The sequence below is a fragment of the Muricoccus pecuniae genome, assembly GCF_014199205.1.
In the GTDB taxonomy this organism is placed as follows: Bacteria; Pseudomonadota; Alphaproteobacteria; order Acetobacterales; family Acetobacteraceae; genus Roseomonas; species Roseomonas pecuniae.
On record NZ_JACIJD010000009.1, the window covers coordinates 96,175 to 112,563 of the forward strand.

At 71.4% G+C, this 16,389-nt stretch carries 18 protein-coding genes; 9 read left to right on the forward strand and 9 right to left on the reverse strand.

Going from position 1 to position 16,389, the window contains the following annotated elements; all coding sequences use genetic code 11:
- Nucleotides 1-60: 60 nt before the first annotated feature.
- From FHS87_RS11270 to argH, 4 genes are all read right to left on the reverse strand, one after another.
- Nucleotides 61-1,815, reverse strand: a complete 1,755-nt coding sequence (locus FHS87_RS11270; RefSeq protein WP_184517943.1) for a DEAD/DEAH box helicase — start codon at nucleotides 1,813-1,815, stop codon at nucleotides 61-63.
- A gap of 188 nt (nucleotides 1,816-2,003) precedes the next feature.
- Nucleotides 2,004-2,159 (reverse strand): hypothetical protein, encoded by a 156-nt coding sequence (locus FHS87_RS11275; protein WP_184517945.1) that lies wholly within the window; start codon nucleotides 2,157-2,159, stop codon nucleotides 2,004-2,006.
- Nucleotides 2,160-2,161: 2 nt separating this feature from the next.
- On the reverse strand, nucleotides 2,162-2,440 hold the full coding sequence (locus FHS87_RS11280; protein ID WP_184517948.1) for a hypothetical protein: 279 nt from the start codon (nucleotides 2,438-2,440) through the stop codon (nucleotides 2,162-2,164).
- Nucleotides 2,437-3,849 (reverse strand): argininosuccinate lyase, encoded by a 1,413-nt coding sequence (argH, locus tag FHS87_RS11285; protein WP_312861967.1) that lies wholly within the window; start codon nucleotides 3,847-3,849, stop codon nucleotides 2,437-2,439. The genes FHS87_RS11280 and argH overlap by 4 nt, the downstream gene beginning before the upstream one ends.
- 23 nt (nucleotides 3,850-3,872) lie before the next feature.
- Here argH and FHS87_RS11290 point away from each other — a divergent pair, with 23 nt between their 5' ends.
- The gene (locus tag FHS87_RS11290; protein ID WP_312861968.1) at nucleotides 3,873-4,415 is read left to right on the forward strand and encodes a TlpA family protein disulfide reductase; all 543 of its coding nucleotides are present in this window, start codon (nucleotides 3,873-3,875) and stop codon (nucleotides 4,413-4,415) included.
- A 21-nt stretch (nucleotides 4,416-4,436) separates the two neighbouring features.
- Here FHS87_RS11290 and FHS87_RS11295 read toward each other — a convergent pair whose 3' ends face one another.
- The 4 genes from FHS87_RS11295 to FHS87_RS11310 are packed head-to-tail and all read right to left on the reverse strand — an operon-like array spanning nucleotide 4,437 to nucleotide 7,158.
- Nucleotides 4,437-5,558, reverse strand: coding sequence for a TonB family protein (locus tag FHS87_RS11295; protein ID WP_184517953.1), 1,122 nt, complete (start codon nucleotides 5,556-5,558; stop codon nucleotides 4,437-4,439).
- Nucleotides 5,559-5,568: 10 nt separating this feature from the next.
- Entirely contained in the window at nucleotides 5,569-6,018 is a 450-nt protein-coding gene (tolR, locus tag FHS87_RS11300; RefSeq protein ID WP_184517956.1) for a protein TolR, read from the reverse strand.
- Between the two features lie 7 nt (nucleotides 6,019-6,025).
- Nucleotides 6,026-6,697: a MotA/TolQ/ExbB proton channel family protein gene (locus FHS87_RS11305; RefSeq protein ID WP_184517959.1), complete on the reverse strand. Its 672-nt coding sequence runs from the start codon at nucleotides 6,695-6,697 to the stop codon at nucleotides 6,026-6,028.
- 5 nt (nucleotides 6,698-6,702) lie between these two features.
- Nucleotides 6,703-7,158, reverse strand: a complete 456-nt coding sequence (locus FHS87_RS11310; RefSeq protein WP_246418327.1) for a Tat pathway signal protein — start codon at nucleotides 7,156-7,158, stop codon at nucleotides 6,703-6,705.
- Nucleotides 7,159-7,456: 298 nt separating this feature from the next.
- Here FHS87_RS11310 and FHS87_RS11315 point away from each other — a divergent pair, with 298 nt between their 5' ends.
- The 6 genes from FHS87_RS11315 to FHS87_RS24470 all read left to right on the forward strand — a co-directional run bounded on the left by FHS87_RS11315 (nucleotide 7,457) and on the right by FHS87_RS24470 (nucleotide 11,705).
- Nucleotides 7,457-7,663 (forward strand): hypothetical protein, encoded by a 207-nt coding sequence (locus FHS87_RS11315; protein ID WP_184517962.1) that lies wholly within the window; start codon nucleotides 7,457-7,459, stop codon nucleotides 7,661-7,663.
- A gap of 97 nt (nucleotides 7,664-7,760) precedes the next feature.
- Nucleotides 7,761-8,354, forward strand: a complete 594-nt coding sequence (locus tag FHS87_RS11320) for a 3'-5' exonuclease (RefSeq protein WP_184517965.1) — start codon at nucleotides 7,761-7,763, stop codon at nucleotides 8,352-8,354.
- Between the two features lie 19 nt (nucleotides 8,355-8,373).
- Nucleotides 8,374-9,069 carry a 3-oxoacid CoA-transferase subunit A gene (locus FHS87_RS11325; RefSeq protein WP_184517968.1) on the forward strand — a complete coding sequence of 232 codons (696 nt, stop codon included), beginning with the start codon at nucleotides 8,374-8,376 and terminating at the stop codon, nucleotides 9,067-9,069.
- Between the two features lie 28 nt (nucleotides 9,070-9,097).
- On the forward strand, nucleotides 9,098-9,778 hold the full coding sequence (locus tag FHS87_RS11330) for a 3-oxoacid CoA-transferase subunit B (protein WP_184517971.1): 681 nt from the start codon (nucleotides 9,098-9,100) through the stop codon (nucleotides 9,776-9,778).
- 44 nt (nucleotides 9,779-9,822) lie between these two features.
- A complete protein-coding gene (locus tag FHS87_RS11335; protein ID WP_221299812.1) occupies nucleotides 9,823-10,809 on the forward strand; it encodes a glycosyltransferase in 987 nt (328 codons plus the stop codon).
- On the forward strand, nucleotides 10,806-11,705 hold the full coding sequence (locus FHS87_RS24470; RefSeq protein ID WP_184517974.1) for a WxcM-like domain-containing protein: 900 nt from the start codon (nucleotides 10,806-10,808) through the stop codon (nucleotides 11,703-11,705). Before FHS87_RS11335 ends, FHS87_RS24470 begins: the two co-directional genes overlap by 4 nt.
- Nucleotides 11,706-11,743: 38 nt before the next feature.
- Here the strand turns inward: FHS87_RS24470 and FHS87_RS11345 are convergent, their stop codons facing one another.
- A complete protein-coding gene (locus FHS87_RS11345; RefSeq protein WP_184517977.1) occupies nucleotides 11,744-13,711 on the reverse strand; it encodes a hypothetical protein in 1,968 nt (655 codons plus the stop codon).
- Nucleotides 13,712-13,897: 186 nt separating this feature from the next.
- Here FHS87_RS11345 and FHS87_RS11350 point away from each other — a divergent pair, with 186 nt between their 5' ends.
- A complete protein-coding gene (locus FHS87_RS11350; protein ID WP_184517980.1) occupies nucleotides 13,898-15,283 on the forward strand; it encodes an amidase family protein in 1,386 nt (461 codons plus the stop codon).
- Nucleotides 15,284-15,356: 73 nt separating this feature from the next.
- Nucleotides 15,357-16,355, forward strand: a complete 999-nt coding sequence (locus FHS87_RS11355) for a Tim44 domain-containing protein (protein ID WP_184517983.1) — start codon at nucleotides 15,357-15,359, stop codon at nucleotides 16,353-16,355.
- Nucleotides 16,356-16,389 lie beyond the last annotated feature (34 nt).

Sequence of the window (16,389 nt, forward strand, 5' to 3'; positions counted from 1 at the left end):
CCGCCGGGAGAAACGCGCCACGGGCGCCGCTCCGGGGAGCGGGGCGCCCTCGGCGGTGGCTCAGGCCCGCCGCTGGCGCGGCGCGCGGGGGAGGGGCTGCATCGGCTCCACCAGGATATGCGCGTCCTCCCCACCGGGACGGCGGACGGCGGCGGCGAAATGGGCGGCGGCGTAGGGGGCGATCTCCACCTGACTCTCGCGGCCCTGGATGCGGATGCGCCCGATCTCGGCGCGGGACACGTCGCCCCGCTTGCAGAGGAAGGGGAGCATCCAGCGCGGGTCGGCCTGCCCGTCGCGCCCGACGCTGACGCGGAACCACACGCCCTCCGAGGGGGGCGGCGGGCCGCCGGCGCCGCGGGGGCCATCGGGGTAGCCGCGATCGGGGCCGCGCCCGCCATCCCGCTCGAAGCCCCGCTCGGAACCGGGCGCGCGCCGGCCGCGATCGGCCATGGAGGAGAGCTCCTCGGGCGCCGGCAGGGGCGCGCGGATGAGCTTCACCAGCGCGGCCGCGAGGGCGAGGGGGTCGATGCCGCTGGGGGCCGCCCCGTCCTCGGGGCGGCTCCAGCCCGCGGGGTCGCCGCTCAGGCCGGTGAGGGTGCGGGCGATGGCCAGATCCTCCTCCGCCGCCTCCTCGCCCAGGATCTCGGTCGCGCGCCCCGCGATGCGCTCGGCATCCCTCGCGCGCACGGCCTCGGCGGAGGGGGCAGGACCCCATTCCGCCTCGATCTTCGCGCCGTAGAGCAGCCGCTCGGCGATGCGGCGGCGGGAGGGCGGGACGATCAGGAGGCTCACCCCCTTGCGCCCCGCGCGCCCCGTGCGGCCGGAGCGGTGCAGCAGCGTCTCCGGGTCCCGCGGCAGCTCGGCATGGATGACGAGGTCCAGCTCCGGCAGGTCGATGCCGCGCGCGGCCACGTCGGTGGCGACGCAGATGCGGGCATGGCCGTCGCGCAGGCTCTGGAGGGCGCGGGTGCGCTCGGCCTGGGACAGCTCGCCGGAGAGGGCGACGGTGTGGAAGCCGCGCTCCGTCAGGTTGCCGTGCAGCCGGGCGACGGCGGCGCGGGTGGAGCAGAACACCATCGAGATCGGCGCCCCCTCCAGCCGCAGCGCGTTCACCACGGCGCGCTCCACGTCGCCCGGGGCCACGAGGGCCGCGCGATAGGCGATGTCGCCGTGCGGCTCGTCGCCCGAGGTCGCCTCGATCCGCAGCGCGTCGCGCTGGAACTGCTTGGCCATCCTCGCGATCGGGGCGGGAACGGTGGCGGAGAAGAGAAGGGTGCGGCGCTCGGCCGGCAGGGCGCCGAGGATCGCCTCCAGCTCCTCGCGGAAGCCGAGGTCGAGCATCTCGTCCGCCTCGTCCAGCACCACGGCGCGGACGGCGTCGGTCTTGAGGTTGCCGCGCTCGATATGGTCGCGCACGCGGCCGGGGGTGCCGACGGCGATATGCACGCCGGATTGCAGCACGCGCCGCTCGGCGGCGGGGTCCATGCCGCCGACGCAGGAGGCCACGCGGCCGCCGGCCGGGCCGTAGAGCCAGGTCAGCTCCGTCTTCACCTGGAGCGCGAGCTCGCGGGTGGGGGCGACGATGAGGGCGAGCGGCGCGCCGGGGGCGGGCAGGCGCGGGGCCTCGCCCAGCAGCTCCCCGGCCATGGCGAGGCCGTAGGCGACCGTCTTGCCCGAGCCCGTGCGGGCGGAGACGAGCAGGTCGCGCCCGGCCGTGCCCTCGGCGAGCACCGCGGCCTGGACGGGGGTGGGGTTGGCGTAGCCACGCGCGGAGAGCGCGTCGCGCAGGGGCGGGGGGAGGGTGTCGAAGGCCATGTCCAGACGTCCGGAAGAAGGGCGCCTGGGCGCGGCGGCCCCTCTCCATGAGGGGCTCGGCGCGGGGGATCGGCGCGTGGGGAGGGGCCGCCCATAGCGACCCGATGGCCCCCATATCGGGCAGGGAGGGGCCGTCCGCAACCGGCGGCTGCGCATCCCAGCCCTGCGCCGCCCCTCAGCGCCGCCCCTTAGCGACGGCGCAGGATCATCCCGAGGACGAGGGCGGTGGAGGCGATGCCGGCCATCCGCATCGCGCCCGGCGTGTCCCCGGAGAAGGCGAGGACGAAGGTGGCGACCACCCCCGCCGCCCCGGCCAGCAGCAGGGGGGTGGAAAGGGCGCCCACCGCTAGCGCGGGCTGGCCGGGCGGGCGATGGGGATGTCCCCCCGCTCCACGGGCTGCTCGGCGGTGGGGGCGCCGGGGGTGAGGGATTCAGCCGGGACCGACGCCGCGCCCGGCACCGCGCCCGGCACTGCCCCGGGGGGGAAGTAGGGATAGGCGCGGGGATAGACGAGCGCGCTCGGCGGCCCCGGCGGCTGGATGGGGCCCACGCGCCCGCAGCCGGCCAGGGGGACCAGGAGGGCCAGCAGCGCCAGGCGCGCCGGGAGTGCGGGTGATCGCCTCATGCCAGCCGCTCCATCCATTCCTTCGCCATGGCCGCCACATTGGCCGGCGCCGTGCCGCCATAGGAGGTGCGGGAGCGCACGGAGGCCGCGACGGAGAGCACACCGAACACCGCCTCGGTGATGCGCGGCTCCACCGCCTGCATCTCGCCGATGGTCAGCCCGGCGAGGTCGACGCTCAGGCTCTCGGCCTTGGCCACCAGCCGGCCGGTGACGTGATGGGCGTCCCGGAAGGGGAGCTTCAGCTCGCGCACCAGCCAGTCCGCGAGGTCGGTCGCGGTGGAGAAGCCCGCGCCCGCCGCATCGGCCAGGCGCCCGACCACGGGCTGCATGTCCCGCACCATGCCGGCGGTGGCGGCCAGCGCGAGGGCAAGGTTCTCGGCCGCGTCGAAGATGCCCTCCTTGTCCTCCTGCATGTCCTTTCCGTAGGTCAGCGGCAGGCCCTTCATCACCGTGAGCAGCCCGACGAGGGCGCCCGCGATGCGGCCGGGCTTGGCGCGCACCAGCTCCGCCGCGTCGGGGTTGCGCTTCTGCGGCATGATGGAGGAGCCCGTGGTGAAGGCGTCCGTCAGCTTGACGAAGTTGAAGTAGGGGTTGGTCCAGATCACCACCTCCTCCGCGAAGCGGGAGAGATGGGTGGCGCAGATGGCGGCGGCCGAGAGGAACTCCAGCGCGAAGTCGCGGGAGGCGACGGAGTCCAGGCTGTTGCGCGTCGGCCCGTCGAAGCCGAGCGCGGCGGCCGTCATCTGGCGGTCGATGGGAAAGCCCGTGCCACAGAGGGCGGCGGCACCGAGAGGGCTCTCGTTCAGGCGCCGGCGGCAATCCGCCAGCCGCCCGCGGTCGCGCGAGAGCATCTCGACATAGGCAAGGAGGTGGTGGCCGAAGGTGGTGGGCTGGGCCGGCTGGAGATGGGTGAAGCCCGGCATCACCGTGCCCGCGTGCTCGGCCGCCTTCTCCACCAGGGCGCGCATGGTGTCGGCGAGCTGGGCGTCCAGCCCGTCGATCGCGTCCCGCGTCCAGAGCCGGACGTCGAGCGCCACCTGGTCGTTGCGGCTGCGCGCGGTGTGCAGGCGCTTGCCGGCCTCGCCGATGCGCTCGGTCAGCCGCGCCTCGATGTTCATGTGGATGTCCTCCAGCGCCTCGCTGAAGGGGAAGCCGCCCGCCTCGATCTCGGCGCCGATCGCCTCCAGCCCCTCGCGGATCGCGGCCTCGTCCTCGGCGGAGATGATCCCGACATGGGCGAGCATCGCGGCATGGGCGAGGCTGCCGCGGATGTCCTGGCGCCACATCTTGCGGTCGAAGCCGATCGAGGCATTGATCGCCTGCATGATCGCCGAGGGGCCGGCGGCGTAGCGCCCGCCCCATGCCGTGTTTACATGGGCGGGATTGGGCTTGGCGTGGTCGTCGGGCACGGGTGAGGGGGTCTCGATCAGTGGTGACACTTGGCCGCCGCGGCGCGCTGGGCCTTCTGGCCGGCGGGACACTAGGCGCGGGCCCCGCCGCGCGTCCAGCGCGGGCGCAGGCGATCGGCACGCTGCGCGAGGACGGGCCGAAGCCGCTGCCCGCCTTCTCCCTGGTGGATCCCGGCGGGGAAAAGCGGGAGATCCCCTTCTTCGCGGGCAAGGGGATCGTGCTGAACCTCTGGGCCACCTGGTGCCCGCCCTGCGTGGAGGAGCTGCCGGCGCTGGACCGCCTGGCCGCCCTCCTCGCGCCCGAGGAGATCCTGGTGATCCCCGCCTCCTCCGACCGCGGCGGCCGGGCGCAGGTGGAGCCCTTCTACGCCCGCACGGGGATCAGGAACCTCGGCATCTGGCTGGACCCGGTCTCGGCCGCCATGCGCGCCCTCGGCGCCCGGGGGCTGCCGACCACGATCCTGATCGACCGCGGGGGCCGGGAGCGCGGGCGGCTGGAGGGCGCCGCCGCCTGGGACGGGGAGGCGCTGGTGGCCGATGTGCGCCGGCTCTGCGGGGCGGCGTGAGGGGGGCCTTCCGGCCCCGCCCTACCGCAGGCTGAAGCGGATCGGCACGACGAGGCTCATCGTGCTGTCGAGATAGTCGTCCGGCAGGGGCGGCATGCTCACGCGCCCGATCATCGCCTCCGCCTCCTCGTCCAGCTCCTCGTCGCCGGAGCCGCGGGCCAGCCGCGCGCTCACCACCCGACCGTCGCGGGCGAGGACGAAGGCCATCGTCACCACCCCCTCCGCGCGCCGCGCCCGCGCCCCGGCGGGGTAGCGCTGGGCGCGCCGCAGCGCGGCCTGGATCAGCCCGACATAGCTCGGCGGGATGGAGGAGGCGCGCGCCGGGGCCGCCGAGGCGGCGGCGGGGGCCGGCGAGGGCGTGGCCGGCGCGGCGGCGACGGGCGGGGCATAGGCGGGTGCGCTCTCGGCCACCGGCGCGCGGCGGGGCTGCGGCGGGGCGGGGCGGGGCGGCCGGGCCGCCTGCGGCGCGGGAGTGGGCGGCGGCGGGGGCGCGGGGGCCGGGGGTGGCGGCAGGGGAACCGGCTCGGCCGCCTCGGCGACCTCGGCGGGCGCTTCCTCGGGCGGGGGAAGGGCCTCGGGCTCGGGCGGCGCCACGGATTCGGGCTGCAGCATCGCCACCGTCTCAGGCGGTGCGGGGGTCAGCGCCTCGGGCGGCAGGGCGGTCGCCGCCTCGGGCGGTGCGGGCGCGACCGCCTCCGGCGGCGCGGAGGTCACCGCTTCCGGCGGGGGCGGGGTGGCGGCCTCCAGGGGCACGGGCGGTGCGGCCTCGGGCGGGGGCGGCGTGGCGGCCAGGGCCTCGGGTACCGGGGCGGCGGTGGCCGGCTCGGTCACGGGCGCGGGCTCCTCGGTGGCGGCGGGCACGGGCTCGGGCGGGGCGACCGTCTCCAGCTCGATCGGCGGGACCGAGGCCTCCTGCGTCGAAGCGGGAATCAGCAGCGGCACGGCGGCGCCGAGATGCAGCAGGGCAGAGATCACCCAGGCCGCGGGGCCGAGCAGCCGGCGCCGGCCCGGCCGGGCCGCGGGCGCGACCTGGCCGGAGGCGGCCCGCATCGCCGCGTCCACCACCGCGGCGGGCGGGGCGGCCGCGGCCCGCGGCGGGGGCAGGACGGCGCTGCGCGGCCGGTCGGCGAGGAGTGTGGCCATGCGCCCGCCCCTAGCGCGCCTGGACGGCGGGCGCGGCCGCGTCGGCCTCGGCGATGAGAGAGACCCTGGTGATCCCCGCGCGGGTCACGCGGCCCATCACGCGCAGCACGTCGCCATAGGGCACGGCGCGGTCGCCGCGGACATGGACGGGGGCCTCGGGATCGGCCTCGTGGAGGGCGGCCAGGCGCTCGGTCAGCGCCTCCTCCGTCACCTCGTCCTGGCGGATGTAGAGCTTGCCGCCCGGTGCGACGGTGAGCACCACGGGCGGGTTGGAGGAGGCGGTGCGGGCCGCCGCCGTGCGCGGCAGGTTCACCGGCACGCCGACCGTCATCATCGGCGCCGCCACCATGAAGATAATGAGCAGCACGAGCATGACGTCCACCAGCGGGGTGACGTTCATCTCCGCCATCGGGGCGGCGTCGTCCTCGTCACCGCCCGCGCCGCCGAGGGACATGGCCATGGCGATGCTACTCCGCCGCCCGCAGGCTGCGGCCTGGGGCGGGCCGGCGCGACATGCCCGCCGCCAGCTCCGCGATCGAGGCCTGGGCCGCCTGGCGGATGCGGGCGAAGCCGGTGGTGAAGCGGTTGTAGGCCATCACCGAGGGAATGGCGGCGACGAGGCCGATGGCGGTGGCGAAGAGCGCCTCCGCGATGCCCGGCGCCACCACGGCGAGGCTCGTGTCGCCGCTGGCCGCGATGCCGGAGAAGGAGTTCATGATGCCCCAGACCGTACCGAACAGCCCGATGAAGGGCCCGACGGCGCCGATGGTGGCCAGCAGCGGCAGCCCGGGCTCGGCGGCGCGCAGGGCGGTGGTGAGCGGCGCGCGCATCGCCCGCTCCATCCGCTCGCGGTACTCGCCCCGGCTCTCGTCGGCGTCCCGGCCCTCGTGCCACTCGCGGGCGCCGGCGGCCACGACCTCGGCGGCCAGCCCGCCCTCGGGCGTCGTGCCCCCGGCGACCGCGGAGGCCAGGCGCCGCGCCTCGGCGCGCAGGCGGCGGGTGGCGGCGATCTTCTCGATGATGATGCCCCAGCAGGCGACCGAGGCCAGGGCGAGGAGGAGCATCACCCCCTTCACGATCGGGTCGGCCTGCAGGAACAGGGCGAGGGGGGAGAGGTCGTGCTGGGCGGCGGGGTTCATCGGGGTCACTTCTCCAGCGCCACGCCCTGGGCGCGCGACGAGACGGTGAGGCGGGACAGGCAGGCGGCCGGGGCGTCCGGCCCGCAGGCGAGCACGTCGTTCAGCAGGAGGTGGCCCACGCCGTCGCAGGGCGTACCGGCGAGGTCGAAGATGCGGGCCATCGTCTTCTCGGCCGGCAGGGGGCCGAGATCGAGGGCGAGGCGCCGGCTCACCACCCCGTCGCGGCCGAAGACCACGAGGTCGAGGCGGAGCGGATCCACCGGGGCGCCTGGATTGCGCGCGAGCATCCACACCCGGCAGCCCTGGGCCTGCGCCTCCAGCCGGTTCAGCTCGAGGGTGACGGGCGCGGGCTGGGAGAGGGCCGGGCGGGGGAGCAGGGCCGCGGCGGCCAGCGCCGCGGCCGCCAGCAGCACCGTCGGGAGGGCGGTCCGCGGCTTCGGCAGGGAGCGGGCGACGGGCATGTCTCTGCGCATCCTTCTCTCGCGGCGGGTTGCCCCACGGGCGTCTCGCGGCGTGGCGCCCCGCGAGGGGCTTTCCCGGCCGGCGCGATCGGGGATGGGGGCCTCGGCGGGGGGCGCCGGGCCGCGATGCGCCGGCCGGAGGTGGGCGCTCTACCGCGGATGCGAAGCGGATGCAACGAAGTTGAGAACCAATTGCATCTCAACCGGCGCCCAACTCCCCGTGATCCACCCGGCCCCGCGCATCCCGCCCGGGGCTGGGGCGTAGGAAGCGCTGCACGCCCACGGGAAAGGGAAGACCATGTCCGAGCAGCCGAAGATCGACATCGAGGGCGAGAGCGAGCCGGTGGTGGCCCTCGCCCTGCTGCGGATCATCATGGAGAACTCGAAGGAGGGGGTGGAGCACGACCGCGACTGGATCCTCTCCACCTATGCCGACTGCCTCGCCGTCGTGGGTGGGGCGGAGGTGTCCTACGAGGACGAGGAGGACGAGGAGGACGAGGGCTAGCTCCCTCCGGGCGGGGGCGGCCACGCCCCGCGGCTTGGCGTCGCGGGGCGCGATGGGCGAGAATGGCCGCATCCCGCCCCCTCTCCCAGGACCCGCCTTGCCCCTTCGCAGCCCCGGGCCCGGTGCCGCCGGCCAGCCCGTCATCGTCTTCGACACGGAAACCACGGGCTGCACGGGCACGGACCGCGTCGTCTCCCTCGGCGCCGTGCGGCTGGACGCCGCGCTGGAGCCGGAGGCGACGCTGCACCTCGTCTTCGCCCCCGGCATCCGCTGCCACTTCGGCGCCTTCCGCGTCCACGGCCTCTCGGACGCCTATCTCGCGCGCCAGCCCGGCTTCGCCGAGCACGCGGAGGAGGTGGCGGGTTTCTTCGGCGGCGCGCTCGGCTGCGCGCACAACATGTCCTTCGACCGCCGGATGCTCGGCGCCGAGTTCGACCGGCTGGACATGCCCCGCCCCTGGTCCGGCGAGTTCTGCACGATGCTCGCCTGGCGCCGGCAGCGGCCCAGGGAAAAGTCGGGCCTCGCTCACGCCTCCGCCGCCTGCGGCCTGGCGCGGGAGACGGCGCTGCACGGGGCGCTGGAGGATGCCTGGCTCGCCGCCAACCTGCTGCGCGCCCTCCACGGCCTGCCCCCCGCGCCGATGCGGCTGCACGGCTTCACCAATGACCGCGCAGGGGATATGGCGGCCTGACCAGGGAAAGGGGTCCGACGTGATCGACAAGATCGTCCGGGACATGGCCGCCGCCATGGAAGGCGTGCGGGACGGCAGCACCGTGCTGGTCGGCGGCTTCGGCGCGGCGGGCCAGCCCGACGACCTGATCGACGGGCTGATCGAGCAGGGGGCGAAGGACCTCACCATCGTCGCCAACAACGCGGGCACGGGGCGCACCGGGCTGGCCCGGCTGATGGAGCTGGGCCGGGTGCGCAAGATCATCTGCTCCTTCCCGCGCAGCGCGGGATCGGTGGTGTTCGAGGAGCTGTACAAGGCCGGCAGGCTGGAGCTGGAGATCGTGCCCCAGGGCACGCTGGCCGAGCGGATGCGCGCCGCTGGCGCGGGCGTGCCCGCCTTCTACACCCCCACCGCCGCCGGCACGAAGCTCGCGCAGGGCAAGGAGGTGCGCGAGTTCGGCGGCCGCCCGCACGTGATGGAGCTTGCCCTGCCCGGCGACGTCGCGCTGGTGGAGGCCTGGGAGGCCGACCGCTGGGGCAACCTCACCTACCGGCGCAGCGGGCGGAACTTCAATCCCGTGATGGCGATGGCAGGGAAGCTCACCATCGTGCAGGCGCAGAGGATCGTGGATCTCGGCGCCATCGACGGGGAGCGCGTGGTCACGCCCGGCATCTTCGTGGACCGGGTGGTCAACGTAAAGCGCGCTGCACCCTGGGGCGAGGCGGACGCGGCGTGACGCCCCGGGAATGACGGAGGAACGATCCATGCAACCCTGGTCCCGCACCCAGATGGCCGCCCGGGCCGCAAAGGACATCCCGGACGGCTGGTATTGCAATCTCGGCATCGGCATGCCGACCCTCATCGCCGACCACATCCCCGAGGGGCGTGAGGTGGTGCTGCACTCGGAGAACGGCATCCTCGGCATGGGCCCCGCGCCGGAGAAGGGCCAGGAGGACGCCTGGCTGATCAATGCGGGCAAGCAGCCCGTCACCCTCCATCCCGGCGGCAGCTACTTCCACCACGCCGACAGCTTCGCGATGATCCGCGGCGGCCATATCGACCTCTGCGTCCTCGGTGCCTTCGAGGTGGCGGCGAACGGCGACATCGCGAACTGGGCGACGAGCGAGAACGACAGCGCCCCCGCGGTGGGCGGCGCGATGGACCTCGCCGCCGGCGCGAAGCGCGTCTGGGTGATGATGGAGCACACCACCAAGGACGGCCGCCCGAAGCTCGTCGAGCGCTGCTCCTACCCGCTGACGGCGATGCGGGCGGTGGCGCGCGTCTACACCAACCTCGCCGTGCTGGACGTGACGGAAGAGGGCTTCGCCGTGCGCGACCTCGCGCCGGGGGTGACGATGGAGGAGCTGCGCGCCGTCACCGCCGCGCCGCTGCGAGAGGCAACCGCCGCGCCGCCGCGCGATGCGAGGGAGACGGCCGCGGGCTGAGCGCAGGGGTCCTCCCGCCGTTGCCCGGGCGGGGGAGGGCTGTTATGGAGCGGCGCCTCGGCGCCATGGGTTCCATGATTACCTGCTCTCTTGTCGTTCCCATTTACCGGAACGAGGAAAACCTGCCCGATCTCATTGAGGCGCTGACGCGGATGGCGGCGCGCGTGCCGGGCTTCGAGGCGGTGCTGGTGGTGGACGCCTCGCCCGACAATTCCGAGGCGCTGCTGCGCGCCGCCCTGCCCAATCTCGGCTTTCCCGCGCAGCTCCTCGCCCTGTCCCGCAACTTCGGCGCCTTTGCCGCCATCCGTGAGGGATTAGCCGCGGCGCGCGGCCGCTTCTTCGCCGTGATGGCGGCCGACCTGCAGGAACCGCCGGAACTGGCGGAGAGCTTCTTCGAGGCGCTGCGCGACGACCGGGCCGATCTCTGCCTCGGCGTCCGCGCCTCCCGCCAGGATCCCGGCCTCTCGCGCTTCCTCTCGAAGACCTACTGGGGCCTCTACCGCCGCTTCGTGATGCGCGAGGTGCCCGCGGGCGGGGTGGACATCTTCGGCTGCAACGAGGCGGTCCGCACGGCGCTCCTCTCCCTCGACGAGCGCTCGGGCTCCCTGATCGGCCAGCTCTTCTGGGTCGGCTTCCGGCGGCTCGAGATGCCCTATCACCGGCGGGCGCGCACGAAGGGGACCAGCGCCTGGGTCCTCTCGAAGCGCCTTCGCTACTTCGTGGACAGCGTCTTCGCCTTCTCCGACCTGCCGATCTCGCTCCTCGTCGGAATCGGCGCCGTCGGCGGCGCGCTCTCCGTCCTGGTCGCCGCGGTGGTCATGCTGGCCTGGCTGTTCCACGACATCCCCGTGGAAGGCTACGTCCCCATCATGATCGCGGTGCTGTTCTTCGGCTTCATGACCCTGCTCTCGCTCGGCATCATCGGCGTCTATGTCTGGCGCATCAGCGAGAACGTGCGAGGGCGGCCGAACGCCATCGTCGCCCGCCGCCAGCTGAATGACGGCAGCCTCATCGCGGAACCCTCCGCGTGAGCGAGCCCTTCATCCATCCCCAGGCGCTCTGCGAGAGCAGGACGATCGGCGCGGGCACGCGCGTCTGGGCCTTCGCCCATGTCCTGCCCGGGGCCGTCATCGGCGCGGACAACAACATCTGCGACGGTGTCTTCATCGAGAACGACGTCGTCACCGGCGACCGCGTGACGATCAAGTGCGGCGTGCAGCTCTGGGACGGGCTGCGGGTGGAGGACGATGTCTTCATCGGCCCCAACGCCACCTTCACCAACGATATGTTCCCGCGCAGCCGCGTGCAGCGGGACGCGCTGCCGCCCACGACCCTGCGCCGCGGCTGCTCCATCGGCGCGAACGCCACCATCCTGCCGGGGGTGACGGTCGGGCCGGGCGCCATGGTAGGGGCGGGGACCGTCATCACGGCGGATGTGCCGGCCAATGCCGTGGTGGTGGGCAACCCCGCGCGGATCGTCGGCTATGCCGGGGCCGAGGAAGTCATCCTCTCGGAGGGACTGCCCCCGGGCGCCCCGTGCCGCCTCATTCGCGCGGATACCCACCGGGATCCCCGCGGCCGCCTTTCCCACTGGCCGCTGGAAGCGGCGCTGCCCTTCACGCCGCGGCGGCTATACGTCATCGACGGCGCGCCCGATGGCTGGGCACGGGGCGGCGGCGCCTATCGCCGCTCGCACCAGTTCCTGATCGTGACGCAGGGCGCGGTGACGGTGGCGATGGATGATGGCCGGTCTCGCCACGTGCTGCGCCTCTCCGGGCCCGATGCGGGCCTCCACGTGCCGCCCGGCGTCTGGACCCTCCAGTACGGGCACAGCACCGATGCCGCGCTGCTGGTGCTGGCGAGCGAACTTTATAATCCGGGTGAGCGGGTGGCCGAATACCTACAGTTCAGCCTCGATTTTGCTTGAATAACCGCTCCTGATATTCCGGTTTGTTCTGGCGGCGATCAATCCTTGAGCAGCCGGAAAGCCACAACACCCATGCCCAAAAGTCGCTCATCAGGTGAGGGCCTGGCAGCATCGGGAAAACGGAAATCGATCTCCAGAACGTCGCCGGAGATGTAGGATCCTGGGAAGGATATGGTTCGCTCCGATGAGTTTGCGTTGTTGTCAAAAACCCATTGCCCCACATCGCGCCCATTAACGGCAATTTGGACGCGCTGCCTCAATGTTTGAGCATTAAGAAATGCATGAGCCCGCATTTCTAACCTCAGACGTCCCTCCACGGGCATATCGAGAAGGAATGATAATCGAGCTTCTGCACCATCGCTCCAGACTCCCCAGCTTTCTACACTACTCCAGCCGTCCCTTAAAAAGGGCTTATCCTCCCTCAGATCGGGAACCGTAATCCATTGCCCCACGGTATAAACCGTTTTATCTCCAGTGCACTCCGCCCGGGCCAATACTAGTCCCGCGTTCTCTGACTGTGCGATGAGGCAAGGCTCTGTAAAGGATGGTGTTGAACGGGAACTGAATGCAATGTATCGGAGTGGCGAACGACTCCGTATGTTCGCCGCAATTTGGGGGTCGGCTACAATATTGTCACCCAAAGCAACAACGGCGCTTGCCACCTTGTTGTATTGCATATCCCCAAGACTCAAGGCGAAATTTTCAGCGGGAGAAAGATTTTTGGAAACCGATGCAGTTTGATGCCGACCATCGGCAGGGAGATTTTCTATGAGGAACTCACGAGCCCGCAGAAATGGCTGCTGCGAGTAGGAAGAGCCGTGCATCACTATGGAAATCGTAACGACTGCGACAAAGGCCGGCGCGAATCTGACAAAGCCACTATCGGGTTGCCAAAGCGACGGTCTTAACAATCCGAACACACTCTTACTTAGGAGGTAGCTTGTGACCGCGGCCGTGACGGTGACAACGCCGAAAATGTGCTTGGAAACTCCGTAGTTCGAGCCAATTCCAAAGTTGAGCGCTAAGATTTGCACCAGAGCAGCGCCAAATATGCCAAGTGAGACGGCAGAGAATACAATCTCGCGGTGATTTATGGTTCTGCTAAAGATCGACAATAAAGCCAGAACGCACAGTGGTAGGCCACAGATCAGTACCGTGATCTGGACGAGGTGTAACGGAAGGGCTATGTCGATTCCGCCTTCGTATTGAGCGTTTGCGCGCATGTCCGCAAAAGTTGGATGGCCGACAATTAGTAACGGAAAAGCAAGAGAAGTCAAAGCAAGTGGCGCGATCCGATTCAAAGAGATATTTCGATTCCGAACGAAATGCTGCCCAACTTGAAGCCCGAAGAAGGCCAGCGTTGCGCATGCAAGCTGAACAACAGCCATGGGATAGACCCAACCAAAAGCGAAAACGAGCAGAGACATCAATGGCGCGAGAACGAGCGGCCGAAGTTCTGACAGAAAAATCGGCGTGGTCAGCATGAGATACATAGCGAAGGAGACAATCTGCCCGTAATAGAAATTATAGCCTCTAATTTCCCCTCCGGAGATGATATTGTATGGGTGAAGTTGATATATCGTGACCAAAAAAACAATGTATGATGCCGCCACTTCGCCGATTCGATCGGATTGCATCAACCGCAAAAAACAAAGATAAATTCCGAACACGCTCAGAAGTGCAATCGTATTTACTCCGGTAAAGGTGGTTCCCGTAAAAACACCGATGAGAGCGCCAAGCGTATGCGTAACAGGCGGGTAGCTACTCATGACTTCTAAATGCGGCCAAAAGCGATCTGGCCACGTTTTGCTGGCGCTAATGAATTCTGCTAGTCCATAATGTAGGGCGAGATCGGATGAGCGAGTGTAGTACTCGTTTCCCCAAATAAAATAGACACAAGCGATTGACGCGAGAAATACCACTAACCTCAGGCTAAGCGTAAAGATAGGTTCCTGCCGCTGTTTTGATGCATCGGAGACTTCTCTCGGTTCCTCAAGTTTCCGCATCGTCGAAATCCAGAACCTCTTCGAGTTTGGTGGTCGGAGCACCAACCAATTAATCCAAGGTCCCATGAAACGTTGGACTGCTGATTCGCCGGTACCTCAAATGCCTTTTCTCACCTTCCTCCGCAGGTGTGAAGGCGCACGAGCAGACATTTGCCAAAGGCAGGTGACCAGGGTCTCATCTCTGCCATGACCGAGCCCTGGCGCCTCACCGCAAGCGACATCGCCTCCCGCATCCGCGCCCGCGACCTCTCCGCCGAGGAGGTGGCGCGCGACGCCCTCGCCCGGCTTGAGGCCGCCAACCCGCCCATCAACGCCGTCGTGCAGTTCATGCCGGAGGAGGCGCTGGCCGCCGCCCGCGCCGTGGACGCGGCCATTGCGCGGGGCGAGGATCCCGGCCCGCTGGCCGGCGTGCCCGTGACGACGAAGGTGAACGTGGACCAGCGCGGCCACGCCACCACCAACGGGCTGCGGATCCAGAAGGACCTCGTCGCCGAGGCGGACAATCCCGTGGTGTCCAACCTCCGCAAGGCTGGCGCGGTGATCATCGGCCGCACCAACACCCCGGCCTTCTCTCTCCACTGGTTCACGCGCAACTCGCTGCACGGCCACACGCGCAACCCGCGCAACCCCGCCCTCACCCCGGGCGGCTCCTCCGGCGGGGCGGCGGCGGCGGTCGCGGCGGGGATCGGGGCGATCGGGCACGGGACGGATATCGGCGGCTCCGTCCGATACCCCGCCTATGCCTGCGGCATCCACGGGCTGCGGCCCACCATCGGGCGCATCCCCGCCTGGAACCCCTCCCTGCCGGACCGGGCAATCGGCGCGCAGCTCATGGCCGTCTCCGGGCCGCTCGCGCGCAGCGTGGCCGATCTCCGCCTCGCCCTGCACGCCATGGCCGCGCCGGACGCGCGCGATCCCTGGTGGACCCCCGCCCCGCTGGAAGGGCCGGCCTTCCCCCGGCGCGCCGCCCTCTGCGTCCGGCCGGAGGGGATGAACACCCTGCCCGAGGTCGAGGCCGCGCTCCGCGCCGCCGCCCGCCGCCTGCAGGATGCCGGCTGGACGGTGGCCGAGACCCCCATCCCTCCCTTGCGCGAGCCCGCGCGGCTGCAGGCGATGCTCTGGCTGGCCGAGAGCCGGCGGGGCCTCAACCGCGCCCTGGCCGCCGAGAACGACGCGGACGCCAACTTCGTCTTCGCCCAGATGGAGCGCCTCTGCCCCGCCCCGGACCTGGACGCCTTCACCGACGCGCTCCAGGCCCGCATGGGCTATGCCCGGGAGTGGAACCTCTTCCTCGAGCGCTATCCCGTGGCGCTCATGCCCGTCTCGGCCGAGCCGCCCTTCCCCGACCTGCTGGACCTCGAATCCCCCGAGGCCTTCGACCGCGTGGTGGAGGCTCTGCTGCCGCAACTCGGCCTGCCGCTGATGAGCCTGCCCGGCCTGACCGTGACCACCGACCTCTCCGGCCCCGCGCCGCTCGGCGTGCAGCTCGTCGGCGGCCGCTACCGGGAGGACGTGCTGCTCGCGGCCGGGGAGATCATCGCGGCGCCCGTCGATGTTGCGGAACCCGCCTGAACCCCCCGTGAAACCGCCCGCGCGCCTCCTATATTACATCCCTGTGAGAAATACCTTCGGGAGGACCACCCCCATGCGCCGCCGCGCCCGTCTCCTGGCCGCCTTCGCCACCCTGGCGCTCGCGCTCGGCCCCGCCATCGCGGAGGCCCGCCCGGGCGGCGGCTTCTCCTCGGGCAGCCGGGGGAGCCGCACCTACAGCGCCCCGCCCTCCACGCGGGCGGCGCCGGGCACCGCCACGCCGTTCAACCGCAGCGAGGCGCCCCGCCAGGCCCCTGGCACCACCGCGCCCGGCTACGCCCAGCCGCGCCCGGCGCCCTCCTACACCACGCCCAACCGGGGCGGGATGTTCGGCGGCGGCTTCATGTCCGGGCTGATGGGCGGCCTGCTCGGCGCCGGCCTCGTGGGCATGCTGTTCGGCAGCGGCGCCTTCGGCGGCATGTCGGGCGGCGCCGGCTTCCTCGGCTTCCTGCTGCAGCTCGGCATCATCGCCGGCCTGATCTGGCTCGTGCTGCGGGTCCTGCGGAACCGCCGCGCGGCGCCGGTGGGCCAGCCGGCCATGGCGGGCGCGGGCGCAGGTGGCCCCATGGGCGGCCCGGCGAGTGGCCGTTTCGCGCGTGAGATGGACGGCACTGCCGGTGGTGGTGGCGCGGGCCGCGTGGCCGCGCAGCCGATCCAGGTCGGCCAGGCTGACTTCTCGGCCTTCGAGCAAAGCCTCGTCCGCATCAACGAGGCCTGGTCGCGCCGTGACATGGCCGCGCTCGGGCGCCTGACCACGCCGGAGATGGCCCGCTACTTCCAAGGCGACCTGCGCGACCTGGAGGCGCGGGGCTGGCAGAACGAGACGCGCGACGTGCGGCTCGAGGCCGGCGACCTCTCCGAGGCCTGGGCCGAGGGCGGGCTGGAATACGCCACCGTCGCCATGCGCTTCAGCCTGGTCGACGTGACGCGCGACGCCCGCGGGCAGGTGGTCGAGGGCGATCCGAATGCCCGTCAGACCACGACCGAGGTCTGGACCTTCGTGCGCCGCCCGCGCGAGCCCTGGCTGCTCTCCGCCATCCAGCAGACCGGCTGAGGGCGGAGCCGCTCGCACCGAACGGGGAAGGGGG

Coding starts and splice junctions, on each gene's coding strand:
- FHS87_RS11305 (WP_184517959.1), bottom strand. CDS start 6,697: ATGAACCCCGCCGCCCAGCACGACCTCTCCCCCCTCGCCCTGTTCCTG.
- FHS87_RS11355 (WP_184517983.1), top strand. CDS start 15,357: ATGCGCCGCCGCGCCCGTCTCCTGGCCGCCTTCGCCACCCTGGCGCTC.
- FHS87_RS11335 (WP_221299812.1), top strand. CDS start 9,823: ATGGAGCGGCGCCTCGGCGCCATGGGTTCCATGATTACCTGCTCTCTT.
- FHS87_RS11310 (WP_246418327.1), bottom strand. CDS start 7,158: ATGCCCGTCGCCCGCTCCCTGCCGAAGCCGCGGACCGCCCTCCCGACG.
- FHS87_RS11350 (WP_184517980.1), top strand. CDS start 13,898: ATGACCGAGCCCTGGCGCCTCACCGCAAGCGACATCGCCTCCCGCATC.
- FHS87_RS11295 (WP_184517953.1), bottom strand. CDS start 5,558: ATGGCCACACTCCTCGCCGACCGGCCGCGCAGCGCCGTCCTGCCCCCG.
- FHS87_RS11280 (WP_184517948.1), bottom strand. CDS start 2,440: ATGAGGCGATCACCCGCACTCCCGGCGCGCCTGGCGCTGCTGGCCCTC.
- FHS87_RS11315 (WP_184517962.1), top strand. CDS start 7,457: ATGTCCGAGCAGCCGAAGATCGACATCGAGGGCGAGAGCGAGCCGGTG.
- FHS87_RS11270 (WP_184517943.1), bottom strand. CDS start 1,815: ATGGCCTTCGACACCCTCCCCCCGCCCCTGCGCGACGCGCTCTCCGCG.
- FHS87_RS11330 (WP_184517971.1), top strand. CDS start 9,098: ATGCAACCCTGGTCCCGCACCCAGATGGCCGCCCGGGCCGCAAAGGAC.
- tolR (WP_184517956.1), bottom strand. CDS start 6,018: ATGGCCATGTCCCTCGGCGGCGCGGGCGGTGACGAGGACGACGCCGCC.
- FHS87_RS11345 (WP_184517977.1), bottom strand. CDS start 13,711: ATGCGGAAACTTGAGGAACCGAGAGAAGTCTCCGATGCATCAAAACAG.